27 protein-coding genes are annotated in these 25,115 nt (G+C 69.9%); 13 read left to right on the top strand and 14 right to left on the bottom strand.

Going from position 1 to position 25,115, the window contains the following annotated elements:
• Nucleotides 1-114: 114 nt before the first annotated feature.
• Complete coding sequence (gene fabI, locus ACIBBB_RS13305; protein WP_398981244.1) at nucleotides 115-885, bottom strand: enoyl-ACP reductase FabI; 771 nt, start codon at nucleotides 883-885, stop codon at nucleotides 115-117.
• Between the two features lie 4 nt (nucleotides 886-889).
• Complete coding sequence (gene fabG / locus ACIBBB_RS13300; protein WP_398981242.1) at nucleotides 890-1,609, bottom strand: 3-oxoacyl-[acyl-carrier-protein] reductase; 720 nt, start codon at nucleotides 1,607-1,609, stop codon at nucleotides 890-892.
• Between the two features lie 190 nt (nucleotides 1,610-1,799).
• Between fabG and ACIBBB_RS13295 the strand changes: the two genes are divergently transcribed.
• The 5 genes from ACIBBB_RS13295 to ACIBBB_RS13275 all read left to right on the top strand — a co-directional run bounded on the left by ACIBBB_RS13295 (nucleotide 1,800) and on the right by ACIBBB_RS13275 (nucleotide 7,123).
• Entirely contained in the window at nucleotides 1,800-3,323 is a 1,524-nt protein-coding gene (locus tag ACIBBB_RS13295; RefSeq protein WP_398981240.1) for a TldD/PmbA family protein, read from the top strand.
• Nucleotides 3,320-4,717, top strand: coding sequence for a metallopeptidase TldD-related protein (locus tag ACIBBB_RS13290; protein WP_398981238.1), 1,398 nt, complete (start codon nucleotides 3,320-3,322; stop codon nucleotides 4,715-4,717). Before ACIBBB_RS13295 ends, ACIBBB_RS13290 begins: the two co-directional genes overlap by 4 nt.
• Before the next feature lie 66 nt (nucleotides 4,718-4,783).
• Nucleotides 4,784-6,061: a tyrosine--tRNA ligase gene (gene tyrS, locus ACIBBB_RS13285; RefSeq protein WP_398981236.1), complete on the top strand. Its 1,278-nt coding sequence runs from the start codon at nucleotides 4,784-4,786 to the stop codon at nucleotides 6,059-6,061.
• 199 nt (nucleotides 6,062-6,260) lie between these two features.
• Complete coding sequence (locus tag ACIBBB_RS13280; RefSeq protein ID WP_398981233.1) at nucleotides 6,261-6,635, top strand: DUF3099 domain-containing protein; 375 nt, start codon at nucleotides 6,261-6,263, stop codon at nucleotides 6,633-6,635.
• A gap of 230 nt (nucleotides 6,636-6,865) precedes the next feature.
• Nucleotides 6,866-7,123, top strand: coding sequence for a hypothetical protein (locus ACIBBB_RS13275; RefSeq protein WP_398981231.1), 258 nt, complete (start codon nucleotides 6,866-6,868; stop codon nucleotides 7,121-7,123).
• On the opposite strand, the gene moaA is transcribed toward ACIBBB_RS13275, so the two are convergent.
• From moaA to ACIBBB_RS13260, 3 genes are all read right to left on the bottom strand, one after another.
• The gene (gene moaA / locus ACIBBB_RS13270; protein ID WP_398981229.1) at nucleotides 7,106-8,095 is read right to left on the bottom strand and encodes a GTP 3',8-cyclase MoaA; all 990 of its coding nucleotides are present in this window, start codon (nucleotides 8,093-8,095) and stop codon (nucleotides 7,106-7,108) included. The two genes, ACIBBB_RS13275 and moaA, sit on opposite strands and share 18 nt — an antisense overlap.
• A gap of 211 nt (nucleotides 8,096-8,306) precedes the next feature.
• Nucleotides 8,307-9,956, bottom strand: a complete 1,650-nt coding sequence (locus ACIBBB_RS13265; RefSeq protein ID WP_398981227.1) for a cation acetate symporter — start codon at nucleotides 9,954-9,956, stop codon at nucleotides 8,307-8,309.
• Nucleotides 9,953-10,324 carry a DUF485 domain-containing protein gene (locus ACIBBB_RS13260; protein WP_398981225.1) on the bottom strand — a complete coding sequence of 124 codons (372 nt, stop codon included), beginning with the start codon at nucleotides 10,322-10,324 and terminating at the stop codon, nucleotides 9,953-9,955. The genes ACIBBB_RS13265 and ACIBBB_RS13260 overlap by 4 nt, the downstream gene beginning before the upstream one ends.
• Before the next feature lie 235 nt (nucleotides 10,325-10,559).
• Here ACIBBB_RS13260 and ACIBBB_RS13255 point away from each other — a divergent pair, with 235 nt between their 5' ends.
• Entirely contained in the window at nucleotides 10,560-12,092 is a 1,533-nt protein-coding gene (locus tag ACIBBB_RS13255) for a S8 family peptidase (RefSeq protein WP_398981223.1), read from the top strand.
• Nucleotides 12,093-12,247: 155 nt separating this feature from the next.
• Nucleotides 12,248-12,424: a hypothetical protein gene (locus ACIBBB_RS13250; protein WP_398981221.1), complete on the top strand. Its 177-nt coding sequence runs from the start codon at nucleotides 12,248-12,250 to the stop codon at nucleotides 12,422-12,424.
• A 77-nt stretch (nucleotides 12,425-12,501) separates the two neighbouring features.
• Here the strand turns inward: ACIBBB_RS13250 and ACIBBB_RS13245 are convergent, their stop codons facing one another.
• On the bottom strand, nucleotides 12,502-13,335 hold the full coding sequence (locus tag ACIBBB_RS13245) for a sterol desaturase family protein (protein WP_398981219.1): 834 nt from the start codon (nucleotides 13,333-13,335) through the stop codon (nucleotides 12,502-12,504).
• Between the two features lie 195 nt (nucleotides 13,336-13,530).
• On the opposite strand from ACIBBB_RS13245, the gene ACIBBB_RS13240 reads away from it, so the two are divergent.
• From ACIBBB_RS13240 to ACIBBB_RS13220, 5 genes are all read left to right on the top strand, one after another.
• A complete protein-coding gene (locus tag ACIBBB_RS13240) occupies nucleotides 13,531-14,529 on the top strand; it encodes a DEDDh family exonuclease (RefSeq protein ID WP_398981217.1) in 999 nt (332 codons plus the stop codon).
• 63 nt (nucleotides 14,530-14,592) lie between these two features.
• Nucleotides 14,593-14,826 carry a hypothetical protein gene (locus ACIBBB_RS13235; RefSeq protein ID WP_329389300.1) on the top strand — a complete coding sequence of 78 codons (234 nt, stop codon included), beginning with the start codon at nucleotides 14,593-14,595 and terminating at the stop codon, nucleotides 14,824-14,826.
• A 116-nt stretch (nucleotides 14,827-14,942) separates the two neighbouring features.
• Nucleotides 14,943-15,731 (top strand): SURF1 family protein, encoded by a 789-nt coding sequence (locus tag ACIBBB_RS13230; protein ID WP_398981215.1) that lies wholly within the window; start codon nucleotides 14,943-14,945, stop codon nucleotides 15,729-15,731.
• A gap of 29 nt (nucleotides 15,732-15,760) precedes the next feature.
• Complete coding sequence (locus tag ACIBBB_RS13225; protein WP_398981213.1) at nucleotides 15,761-17,590, top strand: glycoside hydrolase family 15 protein; 1,830 nt, start codon at nucleotides 15,761-15,763, stop codon at nucleotides 17,588-17,590.
• 5 nt (nucleotides 17,591-17,595) lie between these two features.
• Nucleotides 17,596-18,351, top strand: coding sequence for an SDR family oxidoreductase (locus ACIBBB_RS13220; protein WP_398981211.1), 756 nt, complete (start codon nucleotides 17,596-17,598; stop codon nucleotides 18,349-18,351).
• Between the two features lie 283 nt (nucleotides 18,352-18,634).
• Here the strand turns inward: ACIBBB_RS13220 and amaP are convergent, their stop codons facing one another.
• Genes amaP through ACIBBB_RS13195 form a run of 5 tightly spaced genes read right to left on the bottom strand, consistent with a single transcriptional unit; the run spans nucleotide 18,635 to nucleotide 20,970 of the window.
• Nucleotides 18,635-19,213, bottom strand: a complete 579-nt coding sequence (amaP, locus tag ACIBBB_RS13215; protein WP_398981209.1) for an alkaline shock response membrane anchor protein AmaP — start codon at nucleotides 19,211-19,213, stop codon at nucleotides 18,635-18,637.
• A 4-nt stretch (nucleotides 19,214-19,217) separates the two neighbouring features.
• Nucleotides 19,218-19,907 (bottom strand): DUF6286 domain-containing protein, encoded by a 690-nt coding sequence (locus ACIBBB_RS13210; RefSeq protein WP_398981207.1) that lies wholly within the window; start codon nucleotides 19,905-19,907, stop codon nucleotides 19,218-19,220.
• Nucleotides 19,904-20,248: a hypothetical protein gene (locus tag ACIBBB_RS13205; protein WP_398981205.1), complete on the bottom strand. Its 345-nt coding sequence runs from the start codon at nucleotides 20,246-20,248 to the stop codon at nucleotides 19,904-19,906. Before ACIBBB_RS13205 ends, ACIBBB_RS13210 begins: the two co-directional genes overlap by 4 nt.
• Nucleotides 20,249-20,254: 6 nt before the next feature.
• Nucleotides 20,255-20,452, bottom strand: a complete 198-nt coding sequence (locus ACIBBB_RS13200) for a hypothetical protein (protein ID WP_398981203.1) — start codon at nucleotides 20,450-20,452, stop codon at nucleotides 20,255-20,257.
• Nucleotides 20,453-20,487: 35 nt separating this feature from the next.
• On the bottom strand, nucleotides 20,488-20,970 hold the full coding sequence (locus ACIBBB_RS13195) for an Asp23/Gls24 family envelope stress response protein (protein ID WP_398981201.1): 483 nt from the start codon (nucleotides 20,968-20,970) through the stop codon (nucleotides 20,488-20,490).
• Between the two features lie 93 nt (nucleotides 20,971-21,063).
• Between ACIBBB_RS13195 and ACIBBB_RS13190 the strand changes: the two genes are divergently transcribed.
• Nucleotides 21,064-21,816, top strand: coding sequence for a hypothetical protein (locus ACIBBB_RS13190; RefSeq protein WP_398981199.1), 753 nt, complete (start codon nucleotides 21,064-21,066; stop codon nucleotides 21,814-21,816).
• Nucleotides 21,817-21,919: 103 nt separating this feature from the next.
• Here the strand turns inward: ACIBBB_RS13190 and ACIBBB_RS13185 are convergent, their stop codons facing one another.
• The 3 genes from ACIBBB_RS13185 to ACIBBB_RS13175 form a co-directional block, all read right to left on the bottom strand.
• Nucleotides 21,920-22,711, bottom strand: a complete 792-nt coding sequence (locus ACIBBB_RS13185; RefSeq protein ID WP_398981197.1) for an enoyl-CoA hydratase/isomerase family protein — start codon at nucleotides 22,709-22,711, stop codon at nucleotides 21,920-21,922.
• Nucleotides 22,712-22,841: 130 nt separating this feature from the next.
• Nucleotides 22,842-23,060: a helix-turn-helix domain-containing protein gene (locus tag ACIBBB_RS13180; RefSeq protein WP_023542602.1), complete on the bottom strand. Its 219-nt coding sequence runs from the start codon at nucleotides 23,058-23,060 to the stop codon at nucleotides 22,842-22,844.
• 338 nt (nucleotides 23,061-23,398) lie between these two features.
• Nucleotides 23,399-24,997, bottom strand: coding sequence for an ABC-F family ATP-binding cassette domain-containing protein (locus tag ACIBBB_RS13175; RefSeq protein WP_398981195.1), 1,599 nt, complete (start codon nucleotides 24,995-24,997; stop codon nucleotides 23,399-23,401).
• Nucleotides 24,998-25,115 lie beyond the last annotated feature (118 nt).

Raw genomic sequence — 25,115 nt, 5'->3', positions numbered from 1 at the left:
GATGAGTGACGCTGCGCGACGCACGAAACCGCGTGCCGCCGTGGGGCGGTCACGCGGTTTCGTGGTCGGGCTGTCCAGCTGGTCGTGGCAGTCCTGCCGGTCGTGAACCTTCGGTCAGGCACCCATCATGTGGACGCCGCCGTCGACGTGCAGGATCTCGCCCGTCGTCTTCGGGAAGAAGTCCGACAGCAGTCCGACGACACCACGGCCGGCCGGGTCCGGGTCGGACAGGTCCCAGCCGATCGGCGCGCGGTGGTTCCACACGTCCGCCAGCTCCTCGAAGCCCGGGATGGACTTGGCGGCCATCGACCTGAGGGGGCCGGCCGAGACCAGGTTGCAGCGGATGTTCTTGGCGCCCAGGTCACGTGCGAGATAGCGGTTGGTGGATTCGAGTGCCGCCTTGGCGATGCCCATCCAGTCGTACTTGGGCCAGGCGAACTGAGCGTCGAAGGTGAGCCCGACGACCGAGCCGCCGCGCTCCATCAGCGGAAGGCAGGCCATGGTCAGCGACTTGAGCGAGTACGCCGAGACATGCACCGCCGTGCCGACGTCCTCCCACTCCGCCTCCAGGAAGTTGAAGACTCCCTGCGGGCCGAAGGCGATCGAGTGCACGACACCGTCGAGGCTCGCGCCCTCGCCCTGGTGCTCCCGGATCCGGTCGGCGAGGGAGTCCAGGTGCTCCTGGTTGGTGACGTCCACCTCGATGACGGGGGCGGGCTTGGGCAGCCGCTTGGCGATGCGCTCGACGAGCGAGAGGCGCCCGTAGCCGGTGAGGATGACGTCCGCGCCTTCCTCCTGCGCGACCTTGGCCGCGTGGAAGGCGATGGAGGCGTCGGTGAGGACGCCTGTGACGAGAATGCGCTTGCCGGCGAGGATTCCACTCATGTGATCAGTGACCCATGCCCAATCCGCCGTCAACGGGAATGACGGCTCCAGTGATGTACGCGGCGTCGTCCGAGGCGAGGAAGCGGACCGCGGCCGCGATCTCCTCGGGCTGTGCGTAACGGCCGAGGGGGACGTTGGAGACGATGTTCTTGCGCTGCTCGTCGGTGAGCACCTTGGTCATGTCGGTGTCGACGAAACCGGGCGCCACGACGTTGAACGTGATGTTGCGCGAGCCGAGTTCACGGGCGAGCGAGCGGGCGAAGCCGACAAGGCCGGCCTTGGAGGCCGCGTAGTTCGCCTGGCCGGCCGAGCCGAGCAGCCCGACCACGGACGAGATGAGAACGACGCGGCCGCGCTTGGCGCGCAGCATCGCACGGTTGGCGCGCTTGACCACGCGGAAGGTGCCCGTGAGGTTGGTGTCGAGGACGGAGGTGAAGTCCTCCTCCGACATCCGCATCAGCAACTGGTCCTTGGTGACGCCGGCGTTGGCGACCAGCACCTCCACGGGACCGTGCGTCTCCTCGATCTCCTTGTAGGCCTGCTCCACCTGCTCGGAATCGGTGATGTCACAGCGGACGGCCAGGCAGCCCGACTCCGTCAGGGCCTTGGGCGGTTCGCCCGAGCGGTAAGTGATGGCGACCTTGTCGCCGTTGCCGACGAAAGCCAGGGCGATGGCAAGACCGATGCCCCGGTTTCCTCCGGTGACGAGAACCGAGCGGCTCAACGGAGCACCTTTCGTAGCTGTCTGGTACCTGGAAAACCTATCGCCCGAGCCGCCGGTCCGTGGACTCGGGCATGGACAGCGCCTCGGTACGGTCACTGTGGGGTCCCTACATAAACGCGGCGAAACCCCGCTCCGTACCGCATGATTCACTGCGGACACCTTTACCGAGGCGTGTGAAAGGGAGGCCGACGTGCCCCATGAGGTCGATCAGTCGTTTCTGGCACTGCCGCTGAGGGCGCTCGCCGACGCGGCCCTCGCCAGAGCGCGTGCGCTCGGCGCCGATCATGCCGACTTCCGGTTCGAGCGGGTACGGAGCGCGGACTGGCGCCTGCGGGACGCCAGGCCCGCCGGGTCGTCGGACTCCACCGATGTCGGCTACGCGGTACGTGTCGTGCACGGCGGCGCCTGGGGGTTCGCCTCGGGGGTCGACCTGACGATGGACGCCGCGGCCAGGGTCGCGGGACAGGCCGTGGCGATGGCGAAGCTGTCGGCGAAGGTCATCGCGGCGGCGGGTTCGGACGAGCGTGTGGAGCTGGCCGACGAGCCGGTGCACGCGGAGAAGACCTGGGTGTCGGCGTACGACATCGACCCTTTCGAGGTACCCGACGAGGACAAGAGTGGACTTCTGGCGGAGTGGAGCGCGCGGCTGCTGCGCGCGGAGGGTGTCGCGCATGTGGACGCCTCGCTGCTGACCGTCCACGAGAACAAGTTCTACGCGGACACGGCGGGCACCGTCACCACGCAGCAGCGCGTCAGGCTGCACCCGCAGCTCTCGGCGGTCGCGGTGGACGGTGAGACCGGTGAGTTCGACTCGATGCGCACGATCGCCCCGCCGGTCGGGCGGGGTTGGGAGTATCTGACGGGCACCGGCTGGGACTGGGACTCCGAGTTGGAGCGGATCCCGGCGCTGCTCGCCGAGAAGATGCGCGCGCCGAGTGTCGAGGCGGGGGCGTACGACCTGGTCGTCGACCCGTCGAACCTCTGGCTGACGATCCACGAGTCGATCGGGCACGCGACGGAGCTGGACCGGGCGCTGGGGTACGAGGCGGCGTACGCCGGGACGTCCTTCGCGACCTTCGATCAGCTGGGGAAGCTGGCGTACGGCTCGTCGATCATGAACGTGACGGGTGACCGGACCGCCGAGCACGGTCTGGCGACGATCGGGTACGACGACGAGGGGGTCGAGGCCCAGTCGTGGGACCTCGTCAAGGACGGCACTCTCGTCGGCTACCAGCTGGACCGGCGGATCGCGAAGCTCACCGGCTTCGACCGCTCCAACGGCTGCGCGTACGGGGACTCGCCGGGCCATGTGCCGGTGCAGCGCATGGCGAACGTCTCGCTGAAGCCGGATCCGGGCGGGCTCGCCACGGAGGATCTGATCGGCGGTGTGGAGCGCGGGATCTATGTGGTCGGCGACCGCTCGTGGTCGATCGACATGCAGCGCTACAACTTCCAGTTCACCGGGCAGCGGTTCTTCCGGATCGAGAACGGCAAGCTCGCCGGTCAGCTGCGGGACGTGGCCTACCAGGCGACGACGACGGACTTCTGGGGCTCGATGGAGGCCGTGGGCGGACCGCAGACGTATGTGCTCGGCGGCGCCTTCAACTGCGGCAAGGCCCAGCCGGGCCAGGTAGCGGCGGTCTCCCACGGCTGCCCCTCCGCCCTGTTCCGCCGCGTGAACATCCTCAACACGACGCAGGAGGCCGGACGATGAGCACGAGCAGCAGTGGCAAGCCGCACGAGATCGTCGAGCGGGCCCTCGAACTGTCGACCGCCGACGGCTGCGTGGTCATCGCCGACGAGCACTCGACGGCGAACCTCCGCTGGGCGGGCAACGCGCTGACGACGAACGGTCTGACCCGGGGCCGTACGCTCACCGTCATCGCGACCGTCGACGGCAAGGAGGGCACCGCCTCCGGTGTGGTATCGCGGTCCGCCGTCACCGCCGACGAGTTGGAGCCGCTGGTGCGCGCCGCCGAGGCGGCCGCCCGTGGTGCGGGCCCCGCCGAGGACGCCCGGCCGCTCGTCGAGGCCGGTCCGGCGTCGGAGGACTTCACCGACGGGCCCGCCGAGACGACGTCCGCGGTCTTCGCGGACTTCGCGCCGGCGCTCGGTGAGTCCTTCGCGCGCGCCCGTGCCGGTGGCCGGGAGCTGTACGGCTTCGCGAACCACGAGCTGACGTCGACGTACCTCGGTACGTCCACGGGTGTACGGCTCCGGCATGACCAGCCCAACGGCACGCTGGAGCTGAACGCCAAGTCCCCCGACCGATCGCGGTCGGCCTGGGCGGGGCGGTCGACCCGTGACTTCAAGGATGTGGATCCTGCGGCGCTCGACGCCGAGCTGGCCCGGCGTCTCGCCTGGGCGGAGCGCCGTATCGATCTGCCCGCCGGCCGTTACGAGACGCTGCTGCCGCCGACCGCGGTGGCCGATCTGCTGATCTACCAGCTGTGGTCGTCCTCCGCGCGGGACGCGGCCGAGGGCCGTACGGTCTTCTCGAAGCCCGGCGGCGGCACCCGCGTCGGCGACACCCTCGCCGAGCTGCCGCTGACGCTGCGCAGCGATCCGAACGAGCCGGGCCTGGAGTCCGCGCCGTTCGTGATCGCGCACGCGTCGGGCGACGACTCGTCGGTGTTCGACAACGGTCTGCCGCTGTCCGCGACGGACTGGGTACGGGACGGCAGGCTGGAACGGCTGGTCACCACCCGGCACAGCGCGGAGCTGACCGGGCTGCCGCTCGCACCGGCCGTCGACAACCTGATCCTGGACGGGGGCGGTGAGCGTTCGCTGGAGGAGATGGTCGCCGGCACCACGCGCGGGCTGCTGCTGACGTGCCTGTGGTACATCCGCGAGGTCGATCCGGCGACGCTGCTGCTGACGGGGCTCACCCGGGACGGCGTCTATCTCGTCGAGAACGGTGAGGTCGTCGGCGAGGTGAACAACTTCCGCTTCAACGAGTCGCCGGTGGACCTGCTGTCGCGCGCGTCGGAGGCGGGACGGACGGAGAAGACGCTGCCGCGCGAGTGGGGCGACTACTTCACCCGGGCCGCGATGCCCGCGCTGCGGGTGCCTGATTTCAATATGAGTTCGGTCAGCCAGGGCGTATAACCTCGAAGGGGTTCCGGCGTCGTGGACGCCGGGCCGACCTGACTCACCGAAGGAGAGCTGAGAAACGTGACGGATATCGTCGACGAGCTGCGGTGGCGTGGGCTGATCGCCCTGTCCACCGACGAGGACGCATTGCGCAAAGCGTTCGCGGACGGCCCCGTCACGTTCTATTGCGGCTTCGACCCGACCGCGCCCAGCCTGCATCTGGGGAATCTGGTCCAGATCCTCACAATGCGCCGGATCCAGCTGGCGGGGAACCGTCCGCTGGGGCTGGTCGGCGGGGCGACGGGGCTGATCGGCGACCCGAAGCCGAACTCGGAGCGGACGCTGAACGAGCCCGAGGTCGTCGGCGAGTGGGTGGGGCGGCTGCGCGCGCAGATCGAGCGGTACCTGGACTTCGAGGGTCCGCACGCGGCGACCATGGTCAACAACCTGGACTGGACGTCGGGTCTGTCGGCGATCAGCTTCCTGCGCGACGTCGGGAAGTACTTCCGCGTCAACAAGATGATCGCGAAGGAGGCGGTCGCGCGGCGGCTGAACTCCGACGCGGGGATCAGCTACACCGAGTTCAGCTACCAGATCCTCCAGGGCATGGACTTCCTGGAGCTGTACCGGCGCTACGGCTGCACCCTCCAGACCGGCGGCAGTGACCAGTGGGGCAATCTCACGGCGGGCACCGACCTGATCCACCGGGTCGAGCCCGCGGCGTCGGTGCACGCCCTGGCGACCCCGCTGATCACGAAGGCCGACGGCACCAAGTTCGGCAAGACGGAGACCGGCACGGTCTGGCTGGACCCCGAGCGGACGACGCCGTACGCGTTCTACCAGTTCTGGCTCAACGCGGACGACCGGGACGTCTCCAAGTTCCTGCGGATCTTCAGCTTCAAGACGCGCGAGGAGATCGAGGAGCTGGAGAAGCTGACCGAGGAGCGTCCGCAGGCACGGGCGGCGCAGCGTGCGCTGGCCGAGGAGCTCACGACGCTCGTCCACGGCGCCGAGCAGTGCGCCGGTGTGGTCGCCGCGTCGAAGGCGCTGTTCGGCCAGGGTGAGCTGACCGGGCTGGACGCGGCGACGCTGGCGGCGGCCCTGTCCGAGGTGCCGCACGCGCGGGTGGCGGAGCTGGCGCCGATGGTGGACCTGCTGACCGAGGTGGGGCTGGCGCCGAGCAAGTCGGCGGCGCGTCGCACGGTGAAGGAGGGCGGGGCTTACGTGAACAACGCCAAGGTCACGGACGCCGAAGCCGTACCGGACGCCGGGGAGCTGCTGCACGGGCGCTGGCTGGTGCTGCGCCGTGGCAAGAAGAACCTCGCCGCGATCGAGGTCACGGCGGAAACGGCCTCCTGAGCCGGAGACAACGGAGACAACTGAGACACCGATACGGCCCGGTACGCCCACACGCGTACCGGGCCGTACGTGATCGTGCGGGGACAGGGTGCGACGCCATCAGGCGGTACCCCCTCTCGTAGGAGGCGCACCGCGGGCGTACCGTGGAGCGGGTCCGGCACTGGGAGCGGCCGGCGAGGGAATCGGATGGTGGACCGTGATGCGGAAGCAGCGCAGCACCGAGGTTTTCCGTATCACGGGAGCGAGGCGGGGGCTCGACGAGGACGTGCGCAGCAGACAGCGGCGCTATGTCATCTCCATGCTGGTGCGCACCCTCGCGGTGATCCTGGCCGTGGCTCTGTGGAATGTGGAGCGTTATGTGGCGATCGGCTGCCTCGTGCTCGGCGTCCTGCTGCCGTACGTGGCCGTGGTGATCGCCAACGGGGGCCGGGAGAACGCCGGTTCCCTGCCGTCGACCCACCTGCCCCCGCCGGCCCGGCCGATGATCGCTCCCGCCACCGTGCCGGGTGGAGCGGAATCCGGCGCGCGGTCCACGAACTTCGAACACCCGGGTCCCCCGCACGGCCGGAGTTGACTCGAACGCTCTCGAAGCTCAAGAAAAGCTCAGATCAATCATGAAGTTCCGGTGCACTTGAGCCGGTTACCCGTGACATACTTTGTAGGCGCTCCGCATCCCCCGTCGGAGCGACGGACCGACGCCGGGCAGCTCCCCCCGTGGCTGCTCGGCGTCGCCTTTTTCGGGGTGTATCTCCCCAGGATCAGCGGCTGTCGGCCACGCCCCGGTCACGCTCTAGGCTTGAGGCCGTGGACCTCTTCGATTCTCCCGGCGCCTCCGACGGACCCGACGGACCTGTCTGTTCGGCCAAGGGCTGCCGCGCCGCCGCCGTGTGGGTGCTGGCCTGGAACAACCCCAAGCTGCACACGCCCGAGCGCCGGAAGACCTGGCTGGCCTGCGAGGAGCACCGCGACCACCTGTCGTCGTTCCTCGGTGTCCGCGGTTTCCTCAAGGACGTCGTCACCCTGGCCGAGTGGGAGCGGGGCACCTCACCCGCCGATGGCTGACATGGGCCGGTCGGGCTGGAGGAACAGCGGGTCGTCCAGGCCGGAGCCCGCCTTCTTGCCCCACATCGCCAGCTTCCAGAGCCTCGCGATGGACTCATCGGTGGCGTCCGAGCGCAGGGCCGCGCGCAGGTCGGTCTCCTCGCGGGCGAACAGACACGTACGCACCTGACCGTCGGCGGTGAGCCTGGTGCGGTCGCAGGCCGAGCAGAACGGGCGGGTGACGGAGGCGATGACGCCGACCCTGTGCGGTCCCCCGTCCACGATCCAGCGCTCGGCGGGGGCGGATCCGCGCTCCTCGCCGCCCTCCTCGGTGAGCGTGAAGCGGGTCCTCAGCGACTGGAGGATGTCGCCCGCGGTGATCATCCCGTCCCGCTTCCAGCCGTGCTGGGCGTCGAGGGGCATCTGCTCGATGAAGCGCAGCTCGTAGTCGTTCTCGACGGCCCAGGCCAGCAGCTCGGGGGCCTCGTCGTCGTTGAGCCCCGGCATCAGGACGGTGTTGACCTTGACGGGGGTCAGGCCCGCGTCGCGCGCGGCGGCCAGCCCGTCGAGCACGTCCTGGTGGCGGTCGCGCCTGGTGAGGGTCTTGAAGACGTCGCGGCGCAGCGTGTCGAGCGAGACGTTCACCCGGTCGAGACCGGCGGTCTTGAGCGCCGCCGCCGTGCGCTTCAGCCCGATGCCGTTGGTCGTCACGGACATCTTGGGGCGGGGCGCGAGGGCGGCGCACCGCTCGACGATCCCGACGAGTCCGGGCCGCAGCAGCGGCTCCCCGCCGGTGAAGCGGACGTCGCGCACGCCGAGCAGGGTCACGGCGATACGGACGAGTCTGACGATTTCGTCGTCGGTGAGGAGATCGGGCTTCGCGAGCCACTGCAGGCCCTCTTCCGGCATGCAGTACGTACACCGGAGATTGCACTTGTCGGTGAGCGAGACTCGCAGGTCGGTGGCCACCCGGCCGTAAGTGTCGATGAGCACTCTGAGCCCCCTTCCTCGTGGTGCCTCTGAATACCTCTGGGACTGGCGTCCCGGTGCTCGTAGCGACCGATCTTCCGAGCGTACGGCAGACCTGTGACATCCACAGGTCCCGTTTGCCACGAGGAGCGGCGTGGCCGCGTCGTAGGACTCTACGACGCGGCCACGCCAAAGGCTCGCTCTTCGATTGAAATCGATCAGTGAATCGATCAGATCAGTGCGCTCCGGTGCCGGTGAGCGACTTGACCTCCAGCTCGGCGTACTTCTTGACGTCGGGCTCCTCCTTGGAGAGGACCGACGCGAGCCAGCCGAGCAGGAAGCCCAGCGGGATCGAGATCAGGCCCGGGTTCTCCAGCGGGAAGAGGGCGAAGTCCACGTCCGGGAACATCGAGGTGGGCTTGGAGGAGACGACCGGCGAGAACAGCACCAGCAGGACGGACGAGGCCAGACCGCCGTAGATCGACCAGAGCGCGCCGACCGTGGTGAACCGCTTCCAGAAGAGGCTGTACAGAAGCGTCGGCAGGTTGGCGGAGGCGGCGACCGCGAAGGCGAGGGCCACCAGACCGGCGACGTTCAGGTCGCGGGCGAGCGCGCCGAGCGCGATGGAGACCACGCCGATGGCGACGGTCGCGTAGCGGGCCGCGCGCACCTCCTCCTTCTCGGTGGCCTTGCCCCGGCGGATGACGTTGGCGTAGATGTCGTGCGCGAACGACGACGATGACGCCAGCGTCAGGCCGGCCACGACCGCGAGGATGGTGGCGAAGGCGACCGCGGAGATGACGGCGAGCAGGATGGCGCCGCCGGTGGAGTCACCGCCGCCGCCGATCTCCATCGCCAGCAGTGGAGCGGCCGTATTGCCCGCCGCGTTGGAACTGGTGATCTCCTCCGGGGTGAGCAGCGCCGCGGCGCCGAATCCCAGGGCGATGGTCATCAGGTAGAAGCCGCCGATGATGCCGATGGCCCAGTTGACGGACTTACGGGCCGCCTTGGCCGTGGGCACCGTGTAGAAGCGGATCAGGATGTGCGGCAGTCCGGCGGTGCCGAGGACGAGCGCGATGCCCAGCGAGATGAAGTCGAGCTTCGAGGTCTCGGTCAGCCCGTACTTGAGTCCCGGCTCCAGGAAGGCCGAGCCCTTGCCACTGTTGGAGGCGGCGCTGCCGAGCAGGTCGGAGACGTTGAAGTTGAATTTGAGCAGCACCAGGAAGGTGATGAGCAGGGTGCCCGCGATGAGCAGAACGGCCTTGACCATCTGGACCCAGGTGGTGCCCTTCATCCCGCCGATGGTGACGTAGACGATCATCAGGATGCCGACCAGGGCGACGATCAGGATCTTGCCCGCGTCGCTGGTGATGCCGAGCAGCAAGGAGACGAGCACGCCCGCGCCGGCCATCTGGGCGAGCAGGTAGAAGATCGAGACGACGATGGTGGAGGCGCCCGCCGCCGTACGGACGGGGCGCTGGCGCATCCGGTAGGCGAGGACGTCACCCATGGTGTAGCGGCCGGAGTTGCGCAGCGGTTCGGCGACCAGCAGCAACGCGACGAGCCAGGCGACCAGGAAGCCGATGGAGTAGAGGAAGCCGTCGTAGCCGAAGAGGGCGATGGCGCCGGCGATTCCGAGGAAGGATGCGGCGGACATGTAGTCGCCGGAGACGGCGAGGCCGTTCTGGAAGGCGGTGAACTGGCGTCCACCCGCGTAGAAGTCGGCGGCGCTCTTGGTCTGCCGGCCGGCCCAGACGGTGATGACGAGGGTCGCGACGACGAACAGCGCGAAGAGCGTGATGATCAGCGGCCGGTGCTCGCTGGCATCGGTGTTGGCGGCCAGCTGGATTCCCGCGGCCTGGGTCAGCTGGATGGTCGGGCTCACAGGTCGGCCTCCATACGGGACTTGATCGCCGCGCCCTTGGGGTCGAGCTTCTGCGATGCGAACTTCGAGTAGAACCAGGCGATGAGGAACGTGGTGAGGAACTGACCGAGGCCGAAGACGAAGGCGACGTTGATGTTGCCGAAGAGCTTGGTACCCATGAAACCGCCGGCGTAGTTGGACAGCAGCACGTACAGCAGGTACCAGGTGATGAAGGCGATGGTCAGGGGGAAGGCGAAGGAGCGGTAGGTACGGCGCAGTTCGCCGAATTCGGCGCTCTCCTGGACCTCTACGAACTGTGCTGTCGTGGGCTGGGCGGGGGTGCTGGGGTCCGGGTTGCCCTTGGGCGGCGGCGGTCCATCGGTAGCCACGGAATCTCCTCGTGACGCGGGTGCGATAGGGGTGGTCGGGGGGGCGCTCACTGAGGGGGTGATGTTGTCCACCCCCTGACAACGGCACGGAGAGCGCGGCGAAGTGGTTCAACACCGGCGATTTTCTGGCCGAAATCATTGATGAGCAGGGATGATCAGCGATAGCTTCGCTCGTCATGTACCCGTCCATGCGCGCTGTGCGCAGGGGCGGCCTCACGGATGATGTGGAGAACCCATGGCTCATCTGAGATCCAGACGGCGGCACGCACTGGCTCTGCCCGTCGGTCTGGCGCTCATCGCCTCGCTCGGCTTCCTGCCGGCCGGGTCCGCGTCGGCGGCGCCGGTCGACGACGTCCCGGCCGCTGTGTCGACGGACGGCCCGAAGCTGTCGTACGTCGTGAACACCAGCGGCGGACACTCCACCGTCAAGTCGGTGAAGAAAGCCATCACCAAGGCCGGCGGGACTGTGGTGATCGCCTATGACCAGATAGGTGTCATCGTCGTCCACTCGCAGAACCCGGAGTTCGGTTCGACGATCCGCAAGGTCCGGGGCGTCGCTTCGGCGGGCGCCACCCGTACGAAGCCGCTGACGGCCCAGACCACCACGGACATCGAGGCCGAGCAGCCGCTCTCCGCCAAGGAGGCGAAGGCCGCCACGGCGAAGGCGTCGAACGACCAGGACGCGCTGGAGCCCCTCCAGTGGGACCTGCCGGCCATCAAGGCCGACAAGGCGCACCAGCAGTCGCTCGGCAGCAGCAAGGTCACGGTCGGTGTGATCGACACGGGTGTCGACGACACCCACCCCGACCTCGCGCCGAACTTCGACCGTCGCGCGTCGGTCAGCTGTGTGGGCGGTACGCCCAACACGGCGGACGGCGCCTGGCGTCCCGGCCCCGGAGAGAGTGACCACGGCACGCACGTCGCGGGCACGATCGCCGCGGCCAAGAACGGCACCGGCGTCACCGGAGTCGCTCCGGGCGTGAAGGTCTCCGGCATCAAGGTGTCGCAGCCCGACGGCTTCTTCTACACCGAGGCGGTCGTCTGCGGCTTCGTCTGGGCCGCCGAGCACGGCGTCGATGTGACGAACAACAGCTACTACACCGACCCGTGGCTGTTCAACTGCGAGGACGACCCGGACCAGAAGGCTCTGGCCGACGCGGTCACGCGGGCCACCCGGTACGCCGAGGGCAAGGGCATCGTGAATGTCGCCGCCGCCGGCAACTCCGACATGGACCTGGCCGCCGACGAACTCAACGACGGTTCCAGCCCGAACGACACCACCCCGGCCGACCGTGTGATCGACCCGTCCGAGTGCCTGGACATCCCGTCCCAGGTGTCGGGTGTCGTCACGGTCTCCGCGACCGGTGCCAAGAACCTGAAGGCGTCGTACTCCAACTACGGTCTCGGGACCGTCGACATCGCCGCTCCCGGTGGCGACCTGACGGCGTACCAGACCCCGGAGGCGCCCGCCGTCAACGGTCTGATCCTGAGCACGCTTCCCGGTGGTCGCTTCGGCTACAAGGGCGGCACGTCGATGGCGTCCCCGCACGCGGCGGGTGTCGCGGCGCTGATCAAGTCGACCCACCCGTACGCCTCGCCGTGGCTGGTCAAGACGTTGATGAACGTCCAGGCCGACGCGACGTCGTGCACCAACCCGTACGACATCGACGGTGACGGCACCGTCGACGCGGTGTGCGAGGGCAACAAGTACAAGAACGGCTTCTACGGTGTCGGCGTGGTGGACGCGCTGGACGCCGTCCGCCGCTGAGCACGACAGTGTGAACAGGTGAGCGGGCCGTCCCGGTGGGGCGGCCCGCTCAGTCGTGTACGGGGCCGTCCGGGCGCCCGGGGTGGGCGAGGGGCCGGTGCGGGCCCGCAGGATGCCCGCCGTGACCAGGGTCCGGGCCCGCGAGGTAGGTCAGCATGATCCACAGATCGGCGCCGGGCGGCCGGGGCCACCCGGCGACGCCGGTGGCCATGAGCGTGTCGGAGAACAGGAAGAGCGCGGCGACGAGCAGCCGGGGGCCACCCCGGGCGGCCCACGTACGCGGCGAGGAGCGGCATCAGCGGGGGCCTGGCGACGAGTTGACCGGTACGTGAGCCGACGGCGACGCAGACCGGCTCGCCGACGGCGGCCGGCGCGAAGGCCACCAGGAGCGGCCTCGCAGGCCGGGTGGTCACTCGGGCTGCCAGCCGGGGCCCCGGAAGACCCGTCCGGCCCGTTCGCGCCAGTCGCGGGCGGCCCGTACGTCGCGTGCGATGGCGGCGTACTCGTGGGTGGCGACCCGCAGCGGGTTGTAGGTCTCTATGTTCTTCGTGAGCCCGAAGACCGGCCGCTCGGTCTCGGCCGCGAAGGAGCCGAAGAGGCGGTCCCAGACGATCAGGATCCCGCCGAAGTTGCGGTCCAGATAGCCGCCCTGGGAGGCGTGGTGCACCCGGTGGTGGGAGGGCGTGTTCAGGACGTACTCGAAGGGCCGCGGCAGCTTGTCGATCCGCTCGGTGTGCACCCAGAACTGGTAGACGAGGTTCGCCGACGAGCAGAAGGCGAGCGCCGCGGGATGGACCCCGAGCAGGATGAACGGGAGGTAGAACGGCCAGACGGTGAGTGAGGTCCAGGGCTGGCGCAGTGCGGTGCTGAGGTTGAACTTCCGGCTGGAGTGGTGCACCACGTGGCAGGCCCACAGGATCCGCACGACATGGTGGCCTCGGTGCGACCAGTAGTAGAAGAAGTCCTGCGCGAGCAGCATCAGCGGGATCGTCCACCACAGGACGGGGACCCGCAGGGGCGTCAGTTCGTACGCCGCCGTGTAGACGGCCACGACGGGGATCTTCCACAGGAGGTCGAAGCCGAGGCTGCCGAGCCCCATGGAGAGGCTGGTAGCGGCGTCCTTGCCCGAGTACCCGGCGGCGTCCTCGTCGGGATGGAGCCGGTAACTCACCACTTCGACCAGGGTGAGCAGGACGAACGCGGGGATCGACCACAGCACGACATCGGGCAGGTTCGGCGGCATGCCAGCACCGTAGGGGTGGGTGCGCGGCCCCGGCTAGATGTTGTTACTGACAAGTATATGAGACATCCTGTCAGCGGATTTTGGTGGCTTCCACCAACGGGTGACCGGACGGCCCGTCAACACCCGTACGGTGCGGGACGGGCGACGGCTGGTCAGAGGCGCGTCACGGGCTGTCAGTCGTGGCCCGTATTCTCTGTGACCATGCTCGACGACCCCGCGACTTCGACGATGTGGCCGGCCGCGTACCCCCAGGGATACGCGGTCGTCGACGTGGAGACCACCGGACTCGCCCGCGACGACCGGATAGTGTCCGCGGCCGTGTACCGGCTGGACGCGCGGGGCGACGTCGAGGACCACTGGTACACGCTGGTCAACCCCGAGCGGGACCCGGGGCCGGTCTGGATCCATGGGCTGACGACCGATGTGCTGGCGGACGCCCCGTTGTTCAGGGATGTCGCGCGGGAGTTCTCGGAGCGGCTCGCGGACCGGGTGCTCGTCGCGCACAACGCGTTCTTCGACTGGTCGATGATCTCCCGGGAGTACGCGCGCGCGAGGGCGGTCGCCCCCACGCGTCAGCGGCTGTGCACCATCGCGCTCGCCAAGGAGCTCCGACTGCCGCTGCCCAACCACAAGTTGGCCACGCTCGCCGAGCACTTCGGCGTCGCGCAGCGGCGGGCGCACCACGCGCTGGACGACGCGCGGGTGCTCGCGGAGGCGTTCCGGCCGAGCCTGCACGCGGCGGCCCGGGACGGGGTGCGGCTGCCGCTGCTCGAATGCCGGCCGCTCACGGAGTGGTCGGACAGCCCGGCGAAGCCGCTGATCGGCCATCAGCCGACGCACCGCCCGACGACCTGGCGGCCGTCGCGCCGGCTGCCGCCCTGTCCGTATCCGAACCCCGGGCGGTACGAGAGCGACAAGCCCCTCGCGCAGGGGATGCGGGTGGCCTTCTCGGGTGACACGTCGGTCGACCGTGAGCTGCTGGAGGACCGGGCCATCGAGGCGGGGCTGCATGTCGCCACGAGCGTCTCGCGCAAGACGAGTCTGCTCGTGACGAACGATCCCCGCTCGGCGACGTCCAAGGCGGTGAAGGCGGCGGAGTACGGCACACCGGTCGTCGACGAAGCCGCGTTCACACACCTGCTGCGCGACGTGGCTCCCGCGCGGCCGGCGGCGGTGCCCCCGGCAGACGGGTGATTGCGCCGCGACTCGCCCGCGCTCCGCTCGCACACCGCGCCGCCGCGTCCCAACCTGTGGCGCATGGCACGTTGCGAAGTCTGCGGAAACGAATACGGCATGTCCTTCGAGGTGCACGCGCAGGGCGCCGTGCATGTCTTCGACTGCTTCTCCTGCGCCATTCACCGCATGGCGCCCGTCTGTGAACACTGCCGCGTCCAGATCATCGGGCAGGGGGTCGAGGTCGAGGGCCAGTGGTTCTGCGGCGCCCACTGCGCCCGCGCCGAGGGGAAGGCGGGCATCGTCGACCGGGTCTGAGGACCGTCGGACAGACGTACGGGCGGGCGTACGGGCACTCGGCAGGCGGTGCGGGGCCGTCCGGACCGCCGGACCCGCTGCCGGGGACGGCGGACCCGCCGGGTACCGTCAAAGGCGTGTACCGGTTCCTCTTGTCGCGGCAGTGGGTGATTCTCACCCTGCTCGCCCTCGTCCTCATCCCCGTGATGATCGAGCTCGGCTTCTGGCAGCTGCACCGGCACGAACACCGGGTGGCGCAGAACTCACTGATCGCGGACAACCTCAAGGCGAAGCCGGTCCCGGTCACCGAGCTCACCTCCCCCGGCCACACCGTGCCGCGCGCCGACTTCTGGCGGCGGGTCGAGGCCACCGGCACCTTCGACACGGCGCACGAGGTCGTCGTACGCCGCCGGACCAACGCCGACGAGACCGTCGGCTTCCACGTCCTGACCCCGCTCGTCCTCGACGACGGCCGCGCGGTCCTCGTCAACCGGGGCTGGATCCCCTTCGGCGCGGACCAGCGCTCCTTCCCCGACATCCCGGCGGCGCCCCAGGGCGAGGTCACCGTCACCGGCCGCCTCAAGGCCGACGAGACGACCGGCACCAGCGGTATCAAGGAGCTGAGCGACCTCCCGGACCGCCAGGTCATGCTGATCAACAGCGAGCAGCAGGCCAGGTCGCTCGGCCGGACCGTCCTCGGCGGCTACATCGAGCAGACCGCCCCCGCGGCGGCCGGCGGCAGCCCGCGGCAGATCCCCGAGCCCGACTCCGGCTCCATCGGCCCGCACATGGCGTACGCCGTGCAGTGGTGGCTGTTCACCGCCGGCGTGCCCGTGGGATGGGTCGTTCTCGTACGGCGCGAAAGGCGCGACCGCGCGGCAAGCGCCGCCCGGGGCGCCCCCGAGCGCGAGACGGCCGCCGCATAACGCGCCTGTCCTGCGGGAACAGGGCAGAAGTGACCCAACGCATCGAGGACTACGCCCTCATCGGCGACTTGCAGACCGCGGCTCTCGTCGGCATGAACGGCTCCATCGACTGGTTGTGCCTGCCACGCTTCGACTCGGCCGCGTGCTTCGCGTCCCTGCTCGGCAACAAGGAGAACGGCCACTGGCTGCTCGCTCCCCGGGGTGCGAGCCGCTGCACCAGCCGCCGGTACGCGGGGGATTCGCTGGTGCTGGAGACCCTCTGGGAGACCAGGGGCGGCACGGTGAAGGTCACCGACTTCATGCCGCAGCGCGATGTCGCGCCCGATGTCGTACGCATCGTGGAGGGTGTCAGCGGCTCGGTGGAGATGAGCGCCACCCTGCGGCTGCGCTTCGACTACGGCTCCATCGTGCCGTGGGTGCGCAGGACCGACGGGCAGCGCGTCGCCGTCGCCGGGCCCGACTCGGTGTGGCTGCGGAGCATCTCGCGGGCCCGGCCGGTCGGGGGTGAACTGGCGCCGAACGAGAAGCCGTTGGTCAAGACGTGGGGGCAGGAGTTCAGCACCTGTTCGTCGTTCACCGTCGGCGCCGGGGAGAAGGTCGCCTTCGTCCTCACCTGGCACCCCTCGCACCTGCCGCGCCCCGGCCTGGTCGACCCGTTCGAGGCCCTGGAGCACAGCAAGGCGGACTGGGAGGAGTGGGCGGGCCTCTGTACGTACAAGGGGCCGTACCGCGAAGCCGTCCTGCGCTCCCTGCTCACGCTGAAGGCGCTCAGCTACGCCCCGACCGGCGGCATCGTGGCGGCGCCCACGACCTCGCTCCCCGAGGAGCTGGGAGGCGTACGGAACTGGGACTACCGCTACTGCTGGCTGCGTGACTCGGCGCTCGTCCTGAACGCCCTGCTGGCCGCCGGCTACGTGGACGAGGCCAGGGCGTGGCGTGACTGGCTGCTGCGCGCGGTCGCCGGTGACCCCTCCGACCTCCAGATCATGTACGGGGTCGCCGGCGAACGGCGGCTGCCGGAGACGGAGTTGCCGTGGCTGAGCGGTTACGCGGGCTCCCGCCCGGTCCGGACGGGGAACGAGGCGGTCCAGCAACTCCAGCTCGACGTGTACGGCGAGGTCATCGACTCCCTCTACGTGGCGCGGGAAGTCGGCCTCGCCGGGCAGCCGCACGCCTGGGACCTCCAGCTCGCCCTGCTGGGCTTCCTGGAGTCGAAGTGGCGCGAGCCGGACGAGGGGCTGTGGGAGGTGCGCGGCCCCCGTCAGCACTTCGTGCACTCCAAGGTGATGGCGTGGGTCGCCGCCGACCGCGCGGTGAAGACGCTGGAGGCCGACCCGTCGCTGCGCGGCGATGTGAACCGGTGGCGGACGATGCGCGACGAGGTGCACCGGGAGGTGTGCGAGAGGGGTTTCGACCCGGTTCGTAACACCTTTACGCAGGCGTACGGTTCGACGGAACTGGACGCGGCGACACTCCTGATCCCACGCTTCGGCTTTCTGCCGCCGGACGATCCGCGGGTGGTGGGCACGGTCGACGCGGTGCGGGCGGAGTTGGGAGGGGACGGGCTGGTGCACCGCTACAGCACGGAGGGTTCGTCGATCGACGGACTGCCGGGTGGCGAAGGAACGTTTCTCGTCTGCTCGTTCTGGCTGGTGGACGCCCTGCTCATGACCGGTCGCCGAGAGGAGGCGACGGAACTCTTCGAGCGCCTTCTCGCCCTGCGTAACGACGTCGGTCTGCTCGCCGAGGAGTACGATCCGGCGGTCGGCCGGCAACTGGGCAACTTCCCGCAGGCGTTCAGCCACATCGGTCTCGTGGGGACGGCCCTCGCCCTGGCCCAGGAGGACGAGGCAGGATAGGGGCCATGGATCTTGGACTGAAGGACCGCGTCTACATCGTCACGGGCGCGTCCCGGGGGCTGGGGCGCGCGTCCGCCGAAGCGCTGGCGGCGGACGGTGCGAAAGTGGTCGTCACCGGGCGCGACGAGAAGTCCGTCACGGAGGCGGCGGAAGCGATCGGGCCGAACGCGTTCGGCGTGGTCGCGGACAACGCCGATCCCGCTGTCGCGGAGCGCCTGATAGCCGTGGCACGTCAGCGGTTCGGCGGCTTCGACGGGATCCTGATCAGCGTCGGCGGCCCGGCGCCGGGGCTCGCGCTGGACACGACGGACGAGCAATGGCGGTCGTCGTTCGACTCGGTCTTCCTCGGCGCGGTACGGCTGGCGCGTACGGCGGCGACGGAACTGGGTGACGGCGGGGTCATCGGTCTTGTCCTGTCCGGCTCGGTCTACGAACCGATCCGCGGTCTCACGGTCTCCAACGGCCTGCGGCCGGGCCTCGCGGGATTCGCCAAGTCGCTCGCCGGCGAGGTGGGGCCGCGCGGTATCCGCGTGATCGGCCTGCTGCCCGCCCGGATCGACACGGACCGGGTCCGTGAGCTGGACTCACTGGCCGGCGACCCGGCGGCGGCGCGCGCGGCGCAGGAGGCCCGAATACCGTTGCGCCGCTACGGCACGCCGGACGAGTTCGGGCGTACGGCGGCGTTCATGCTCTCGCCCGCGGCGTCCTACCTCACGGGCCTGATGCTCCCGGTGGACGGCGGCACGCGCCACGGCTACTGACGGGCCCACTCAGCCCCTCCCAGCGCCCTGAACCGGACGGGCCCACCCCAACCCCTCCAGCGCGTTGAGCCCGACGGGCCCATTCAGCCCCTCCAGCGCCTTGAGCCCGACGGGCCCATTCAGCCCCTCCGGCGTTTGAGGAGCGGGGCCCGGGGCGGAGCCCCGAAAAACAGCCCGCCCGGCGTTTGAGGGCACGGCCGAAGGCCGTACGGGGCCCGGGGCTGAGCCCCGGTTGAGGGAAGGGGCGGGTAGGGGGACAGGCCCGCCGCAGGCGCCCCCCTCCTCATGTCACCCGCTGCGCCCGATGCTTGGCGGCACGCAGCCGCGCCTCCGTCGGCAGCGCCTCCAGCCCCGCCGAGTCCCGCGCATGCGCCACCGCTTCCTCCGTCAGCTCCTCCAGCGCCTGCCCCGGCGCCGCGTGCGGCTCAAGCAGCAGCCGTACCCGCGCCTCCGGCGCACTGCGCCGGCCCGTCAGCCGGACCCGGGCCCGGGACACACCGTGCAGCGACTCCGCCTCACTCTGAAGCACGTTCTCCAGCGCCCGCCCCCGCAGCAGCGCGCCCTCACCGTTGCCGCTCTCGACCAGCACCTCCCCCAGCCGCCCGCGGCGCAGTTGGGACAGCAGCCACCAGAGCGTCAGCAGCACCAGGACCGTGAGCACCGCGATGACGACCGGCCACCACCAGCCCTGGGCGCTCCACCGCTCCCGGTCCGCGTCGCTCAGCAGCACGTCGTGGCGACCGGTGTAGGGCCACCAGGACGGCACGGACACGCCCAGGCCCGTCGCGAGCACCCCGCCGCCCACGCAGAGCAGCACGAGCCCGACGACGCCCAGCAGGACACGGTTGACGACCCTGAGCATCCCGTCATCCCTTCTTCGGCCGGCGGACGTGCACCGAGAGCGCCGGCGGCTTGACGAGGCCCAGCTCTCCGATGCCGGCACCGAGAGCGGTGTCGAGATCGGCGCGTACGTCGTCGAGATCGCGGAAGTGGGACAGGGCCCGCGCCCGGACCTTCGAGCGGCGGACCCGCACCCGTGCGGACTGCACACCGGAGACTTCGAGCGCCCGGTCGCGCAGCATCAGCGCCGCCGCCTCCCGGTCCAGCCCGGCCCGTACGCGCGAGGGGCCGCGCCGCATCGGCAGCACCTGGCGCAGACCCGGTGTCAGGGCGAGAACGATCAGCCACAGGCCGACGAGCCCGGCGACGCCCGAGCCGACCAGCAGCCAGGTGTCGTCCAGGGGCACGGTGGCGAGTTGGTCGGCCAGCCAGCGGCGCCAGTACATGGCGGGATGTTCGGCGCGTACGGCGGCGACGTCGTACAGGAGCAGGGCCGCCGCGCCGAGCAGGATCGCCGCGACCACGGCGGCCGGGATCCGGCGCCAGGCCCAGAAGCGGCCGGCCTTGGTGTCCCCGTCACCGGCACCGGCACCGTGCTCCAGCGTCGGGCGCCTCGATTCGTACCGCGCGGCGGAGGAAGACTGGTCCAGTTCGATCACGTCCGCGCGGACGGCACCCGGGGCGCTCTCCGTCCCCTTGCCCTCCGGCTCGCTCATTGGATCCTCCCCTGCGCCGCGCGGGTGTGGACGGAGTGGAGCTGTTCGACCTTGACCACCACTTCGGGCACCTCCATCCCCGCCAGAGCATGTACCCGCTGAACGACCCGGCGACGCACCGCGCCGCACTGGGCGCCGATGTCGGAGGGGTAGTCCAGCTCGACACCGATCCGTACGCGCGCCGTTCCATGGTTGACCAGGACGCCCGCGTGCGGCGCCGCACCGCCCTCCGGTACGCCACCCAGTGCCTCCCGTGCCGCCTGCGCCGCGATCTTCGCGACGACGCGGTCGGCGATCGTGGTCGCCCCGCGCTCGGCGGCCGCCACCCGCTCACCGGCCACGCGCGGTCACCGCCGACGTTCGTCGCGTTCGCGACCGCGACCGCGGAAGAGATCGCCCGCTTCCAGATCGCCGTCGAGGAACCGGCCGGCCACGAACCCGACCGCGCCCAAGGCGGCCACCAGCAGAAAGGCTCCGAAACCGCCGAAGTATCCGGCGAACGCCAGGGCCATACCGGCCAACAGGCCGACCAGCGCCATGCTCATCGAGTGACTCCTCTTCGGTCTTCCGGATCCGGCCGTTACTGGAGCCGTGACTCGGGCTCTTCGTCCTCTTCGTCGGGCAGCTTCACGTCGCTGACGGCGATGTTGACCTCGACGACCTCAAGGCCCGTCATCCGTTCCACGGCGGAGATCACGTTCTCCCGTACATCACGGGCGACATCGGAGATCGCCACGCCGTAGTCGACGACGATCTCCAGGTCGAGTGCGGTCTGCACCTCGCCGACCTCGGCCTTCACGCCGCGCGAGACGGACTTGGTGCCACCGGGGACCCTGTCCCGTACCGCGCCGAAGGTGCGGGACATGCCGCTGCCCATCGCGTGGACACCGAGCACGTCACGCGCGGCGAGGCCGGCGATCTTCTCGACGACCCCGTCGGCGATGGTGGTCCGGCCGCGGACGCCCGGGTCGCCGCCGCCCTTCTTCATGGCGGCCCTCCGTTGCTCGTCGGCCGACGTCTTGGCGGCGGGCTCGGACTGGTTGCGCTGTGCGGTGTCAGACATAGCGATTCGCCCCTTTCCGGGCGCTGATGGACTCGTTGTCCACATTAGGGCGCCTTGCTCGGTCTCGCGCCGGGAATGCGGCAGTCTGGGGACATGACGACTGGGCAGGACGGAAAGGGTGCGGACGGCTGGAGTGCGGCGGTACGCGAACGGCTCGGCCTCGGCCGGCTGCTCCCGCTCGGTGATACGCCTGACGGGGCGTGGCTGGCCGAACGTGCGGCGACAACCGCGCTGCGGCGTACGGCGGCGGAAGTGCCGGGGGCCGTACTGGGCCGACTGAGGGTGTGTCTGGCCGATCCCGGCTCGGCGGAGCGGCCCGCCGTAGAACCGCCGCCCAGTGCGCTGCCGCCGGGGTTGCTCCGTATCGAGGGCGACTTCGCGGCGGTGGCGGGCGAACCGCTGCCGGACGTGGCCGAGCGGCTGCGTACGGCGCTGTACGCGCACGCCGTGGACCGGCTCGGCCTGCGGGTCACGGAGGTCGATCTGCGGGTGACGGCGCTGCTGGAAAAGGAGCCGGATGCCGGTCCCGAGGGCGGGGCCGGGGAATTTGTGGCGGGCACTGAGCCCTTCGGGGCAACCGCGGTGGCCCCGAAGGGCACGGCGGCCGTCATCGCGGCGAACGTCCCCGGCGTGGCCCATCTGGCGGGGTCGCTCGGTGCGGCGGTGCTGGTGACCAAGGGCCATGTCCGGATCGAGCTGGCGACCTCGCCGGGCCACCACCCGCCGGAGGTGGTACGCGCCGTCCGCCGGGCGGTCACGGCATCACTGCCGAGTCACCCGACGGTGGCCGTACTGGTCACGGCGGTCGACGCCACGGGCGGATCCACGAAAAATCCCGGGGCGTAAGGCTTCCGGAACGCACCCCGGGGCGTGCCCACCGAGCAGCGCTGTCCGCCTGCGGGCCAGGCGGGACTTGCGAAGGGCCTAGGGGGTGTCCGCCGGACACGCCCTAGTCGCCCAGGCCCGCCAGGTCGCGCAGGCGGCGTGCCTGGGCCGCGCGCTCGGCGGTGCGCTGTTCGTCGTACGTGCGTGACGAGGCACCTTGCAGCAGGGCCTTCGTCTCGACCGTCGCGTCGCGCGGCGCGGCGAGCAGCGCGGCGGTCAGGTCCTTCACCGCAGCGTCGAGTTCCGCCGGCTCCACCACCAGATTGGCCAGGCCCGTGCGCTCGGCCTCGTCCGCCTGGACGAAACGGCCCGTCGCGCAGATCTCCAGCGCGCGGGCGTGGCCGACCAGGCCGACGAGAGGGTGCGTGCCGCCGAGGTCGGGGACCAGCCCCAGGCTGGTCTCGCGCATGGCGAACTGCACGTCCGACGCGACGACACGCAGGTCACAGGCGAGCGCCAGCTGGAATCCGGCGCCGATGGCGTGTCCCTGGACAGCGGCGATCGACACGATGTCGCTCCGGCGCCACCAGGTGAAGGCGGACTGGTACGCGGCGATGGCCGCGTCCAGGTCCGTGTCGGAACGGCGTGCCAGCTCCGGGAAGGAAGGTTCACCGTCGAAGCCCTCGGGGCTGAACGCCTGCCGGTCGAGGCCCGCGGAGAAGGACTTGCCTTCGCCGCGCAGCACGACGACCCGCACGCTGCCCGGCAGTGACTGCCCGGCTTCCGTCAACGCCCGCCACAGAGCGGGAGACTGAGCGTTGCGTTTGGCCGGGTTGGTCAGGGTCACCGTGGCAACCGCGTCCTCGACGGTGAGCCGTACGCCGTCCTTGTCGAGTACGGGATCAAGCGACGTCATGGGGTGCCTCCGGTTCGGTGCGGTCAGCTCAAACTAGCTAAGTGACTGCACAGTAACCACCCGGTCGTCCGCGACGACCGGCCGGGTGGTCACCGGGGGAACCGGTGGCCGGAGGAGCCGTACGCGGTCGTCAGGCCGAGGCCTTCTTGCCGCGTGTCGCTCCGCCGCGTCCCCTGAGCGTGACTCCGGACTCACTGAGCATCCGGTGGACGAATCCGTATGACCGGCCCGTTTCCTCGGCCAGTGCCCGGATACTCGCACCGGAGTCGTACTTCTTCTTCAGGTCTGCCGCGAGCTTGTCGCGCGCGGGGCCGGTTACCCGGCTGCCCTTCTTCAGAGTCTCGGCCACCCGTGCCTCCTCATGAAAGTGCGCTCTGGACTTCTCATGATCACCCCTCGGGCCGCTCCTGGCCACCCATTCAGCAAGGTTCGCACCACAAGCTTCGATGGAGCGCAGCGTTCGAACACGAACGGAATTACTACTTCCAGAGCGGCGTACGCAGGCAGAACGTCGAAGAAGCATAAGAAACAGCAGGTCAGACCCGGTGTGCCGGAAAGCTGATCCAACTGGTCACGGAACGGCTTGATCGTCGGCGCGCCACGCCAAAGTACGAGACGCACTCACTCAGATGATGGATCACCACTGAGCCGAATGATCCATACGGAGTGGATCACGCCCGTCCCGGGTCAGGCCAGCGCCACCAGATCCGCGTAGTCCGCGCCCCACAGGTCCTCGACACCGTCGGGCAGCAGGATGATCCGTTCAGGTTCGAGCGCCTGGACGGCGCCCTCGTCGTGGGTGACGAGGATGACCGCTCCCTTGTACGTGCGCAGCGCGCCGAGGATCTCCTCGCGGCTGGCCGGGTCGAGGTTGTTCGTGGGCTCGTCCAGGAGCAGCACATTGGCCGACGAGACCACCAGGGTCGCGAGGGCGAGGCGGGTCTTCTCACCGCCGGACAGGACACCGGCCGGCTTGTCGACGTCGTCCCCGGAGAAGAGGAAGGAGCCGAGGGTCTTGCGGACTTCCACCAGATCCAGGTCCGGGGCGGAGGACCGCATGTTCTCCAGGACGGAGCGCTCGGGGTCGAGCGTCTCGTGCTCCTGCGCGTAATAGCCGAGCTTGAGTCCGTGGCCCGGTGTGACTTCGCCGGTGTCGGGCTTCTCCACCCCGGCCAGCAGCCGGAGCAGGGTCGTCTTGCCCGCGCCGTTGAGGCCGAGGATGACAACGCGTGAGCCCTTGTCGATGGCCAGGTCGACGTCGGTGAAGATCTCCAGGGAGCCGTACGACTTCGACAGGCCCTCGGCGGTCAGCGGCGTCTTGCCGCACGGCGCCGGGGCGGGGAAGCGCAGCTTGGCGACCTTGTCCGACTGGCGTACGGCCTCCAGGCCCGACAGCAGGCGCTCGGCGCGGCGCGCCATGTTCTGCGCGGCGACGGTCTTGGTGGCCTTGGCGCGCATCTTGTCGGCCTGCGAGTTGAGCGTGGCGGCCTTCTTCTCCGCGTTGGCCCGCTCACGCTTGCGGCGCTTCTCGTCCGACTCGCGCTGCTGCTGGTAGAGCTTCCAGCCCATGTTGTAGACATCGATCTGGGAGCGGTTGGCGTCCAGGTAGAAGACCTTGTTGACGACCGTCTCGACGAGATCGACGTCGTGGGAGATGACGATGAAGCCGCCGCGGTACGTCTTGAGGTAGTCCCGCAGCCAGACGACGGAGTCGGCGTCGAGGTGGTTCGTCGGCTCGTCGAGGAGCAGGGTGTCGGCGTCCGAGAAGAGGATGCGCGCGAGCTCGACGCGCCGGCGCTGACCGCCGGAGAGCGTATGGAGGGCCTGGCCGAGGACCCGGTCGGGCAGGCCGAGCGCGGCGGCGATGGTGGCGGCCTCGGACTCGGCGGCGTAACCGCCCTTGGTGAGGAACTCCGTCTCCAGGCGCTCGTACTTCTTCATCGCCTTCTCGCGGGTGGCGCCCTTGCCGTTCGCCATCCGGTCCTCGTTCTCGCGCATCTTCTTCAGGACGGAGTCGAGGTCCCGGGCGGAGAGAATGCGGTCGCGCGCGAGGGTGTCGAGGTCGCCGGTGCGGGGGTCCTGCGGCAGATAGCCGACCTCGCCGGAGCGGGTGATGGTCCCGGCGGCGGGGATGCCCTCACCCGCGAGGCACTTGGTGAGGGTGGTCTTGCCGGCTCCGTTGCGGCCGACGAGGCCGATGCGGTCGCCCTTGGCGATACGGAAGGAGGCTGAGTCGATGAGGACGCGAGCGCCGGCGCGCAACTCGACACCGGTGGCGGTGATCACGGAAAAACTCCAAGGCGGGTATGGACGGCGGAAGGGCGGGCGGAGGGGATTCTTCGACGCCGGCTAATGCACAAGGAGAAATGCCATGCGGTCGAGTCTACCGGGGCCGCACAACTGG

This window comes from Streptomyces sp. NPDC051217, from assembly GCF_044455465.1.
Lineage (GTDB): Bacteria > Actinomycetota > Actinomycetes > Streptomycetales > Streptomycetaceae > Streptomyces.
The sequence above is the reverse complement of the archived record's forward strand: the minus strand, read 5'-3'. Positions and strand labels throughout refer to the sequence as shown.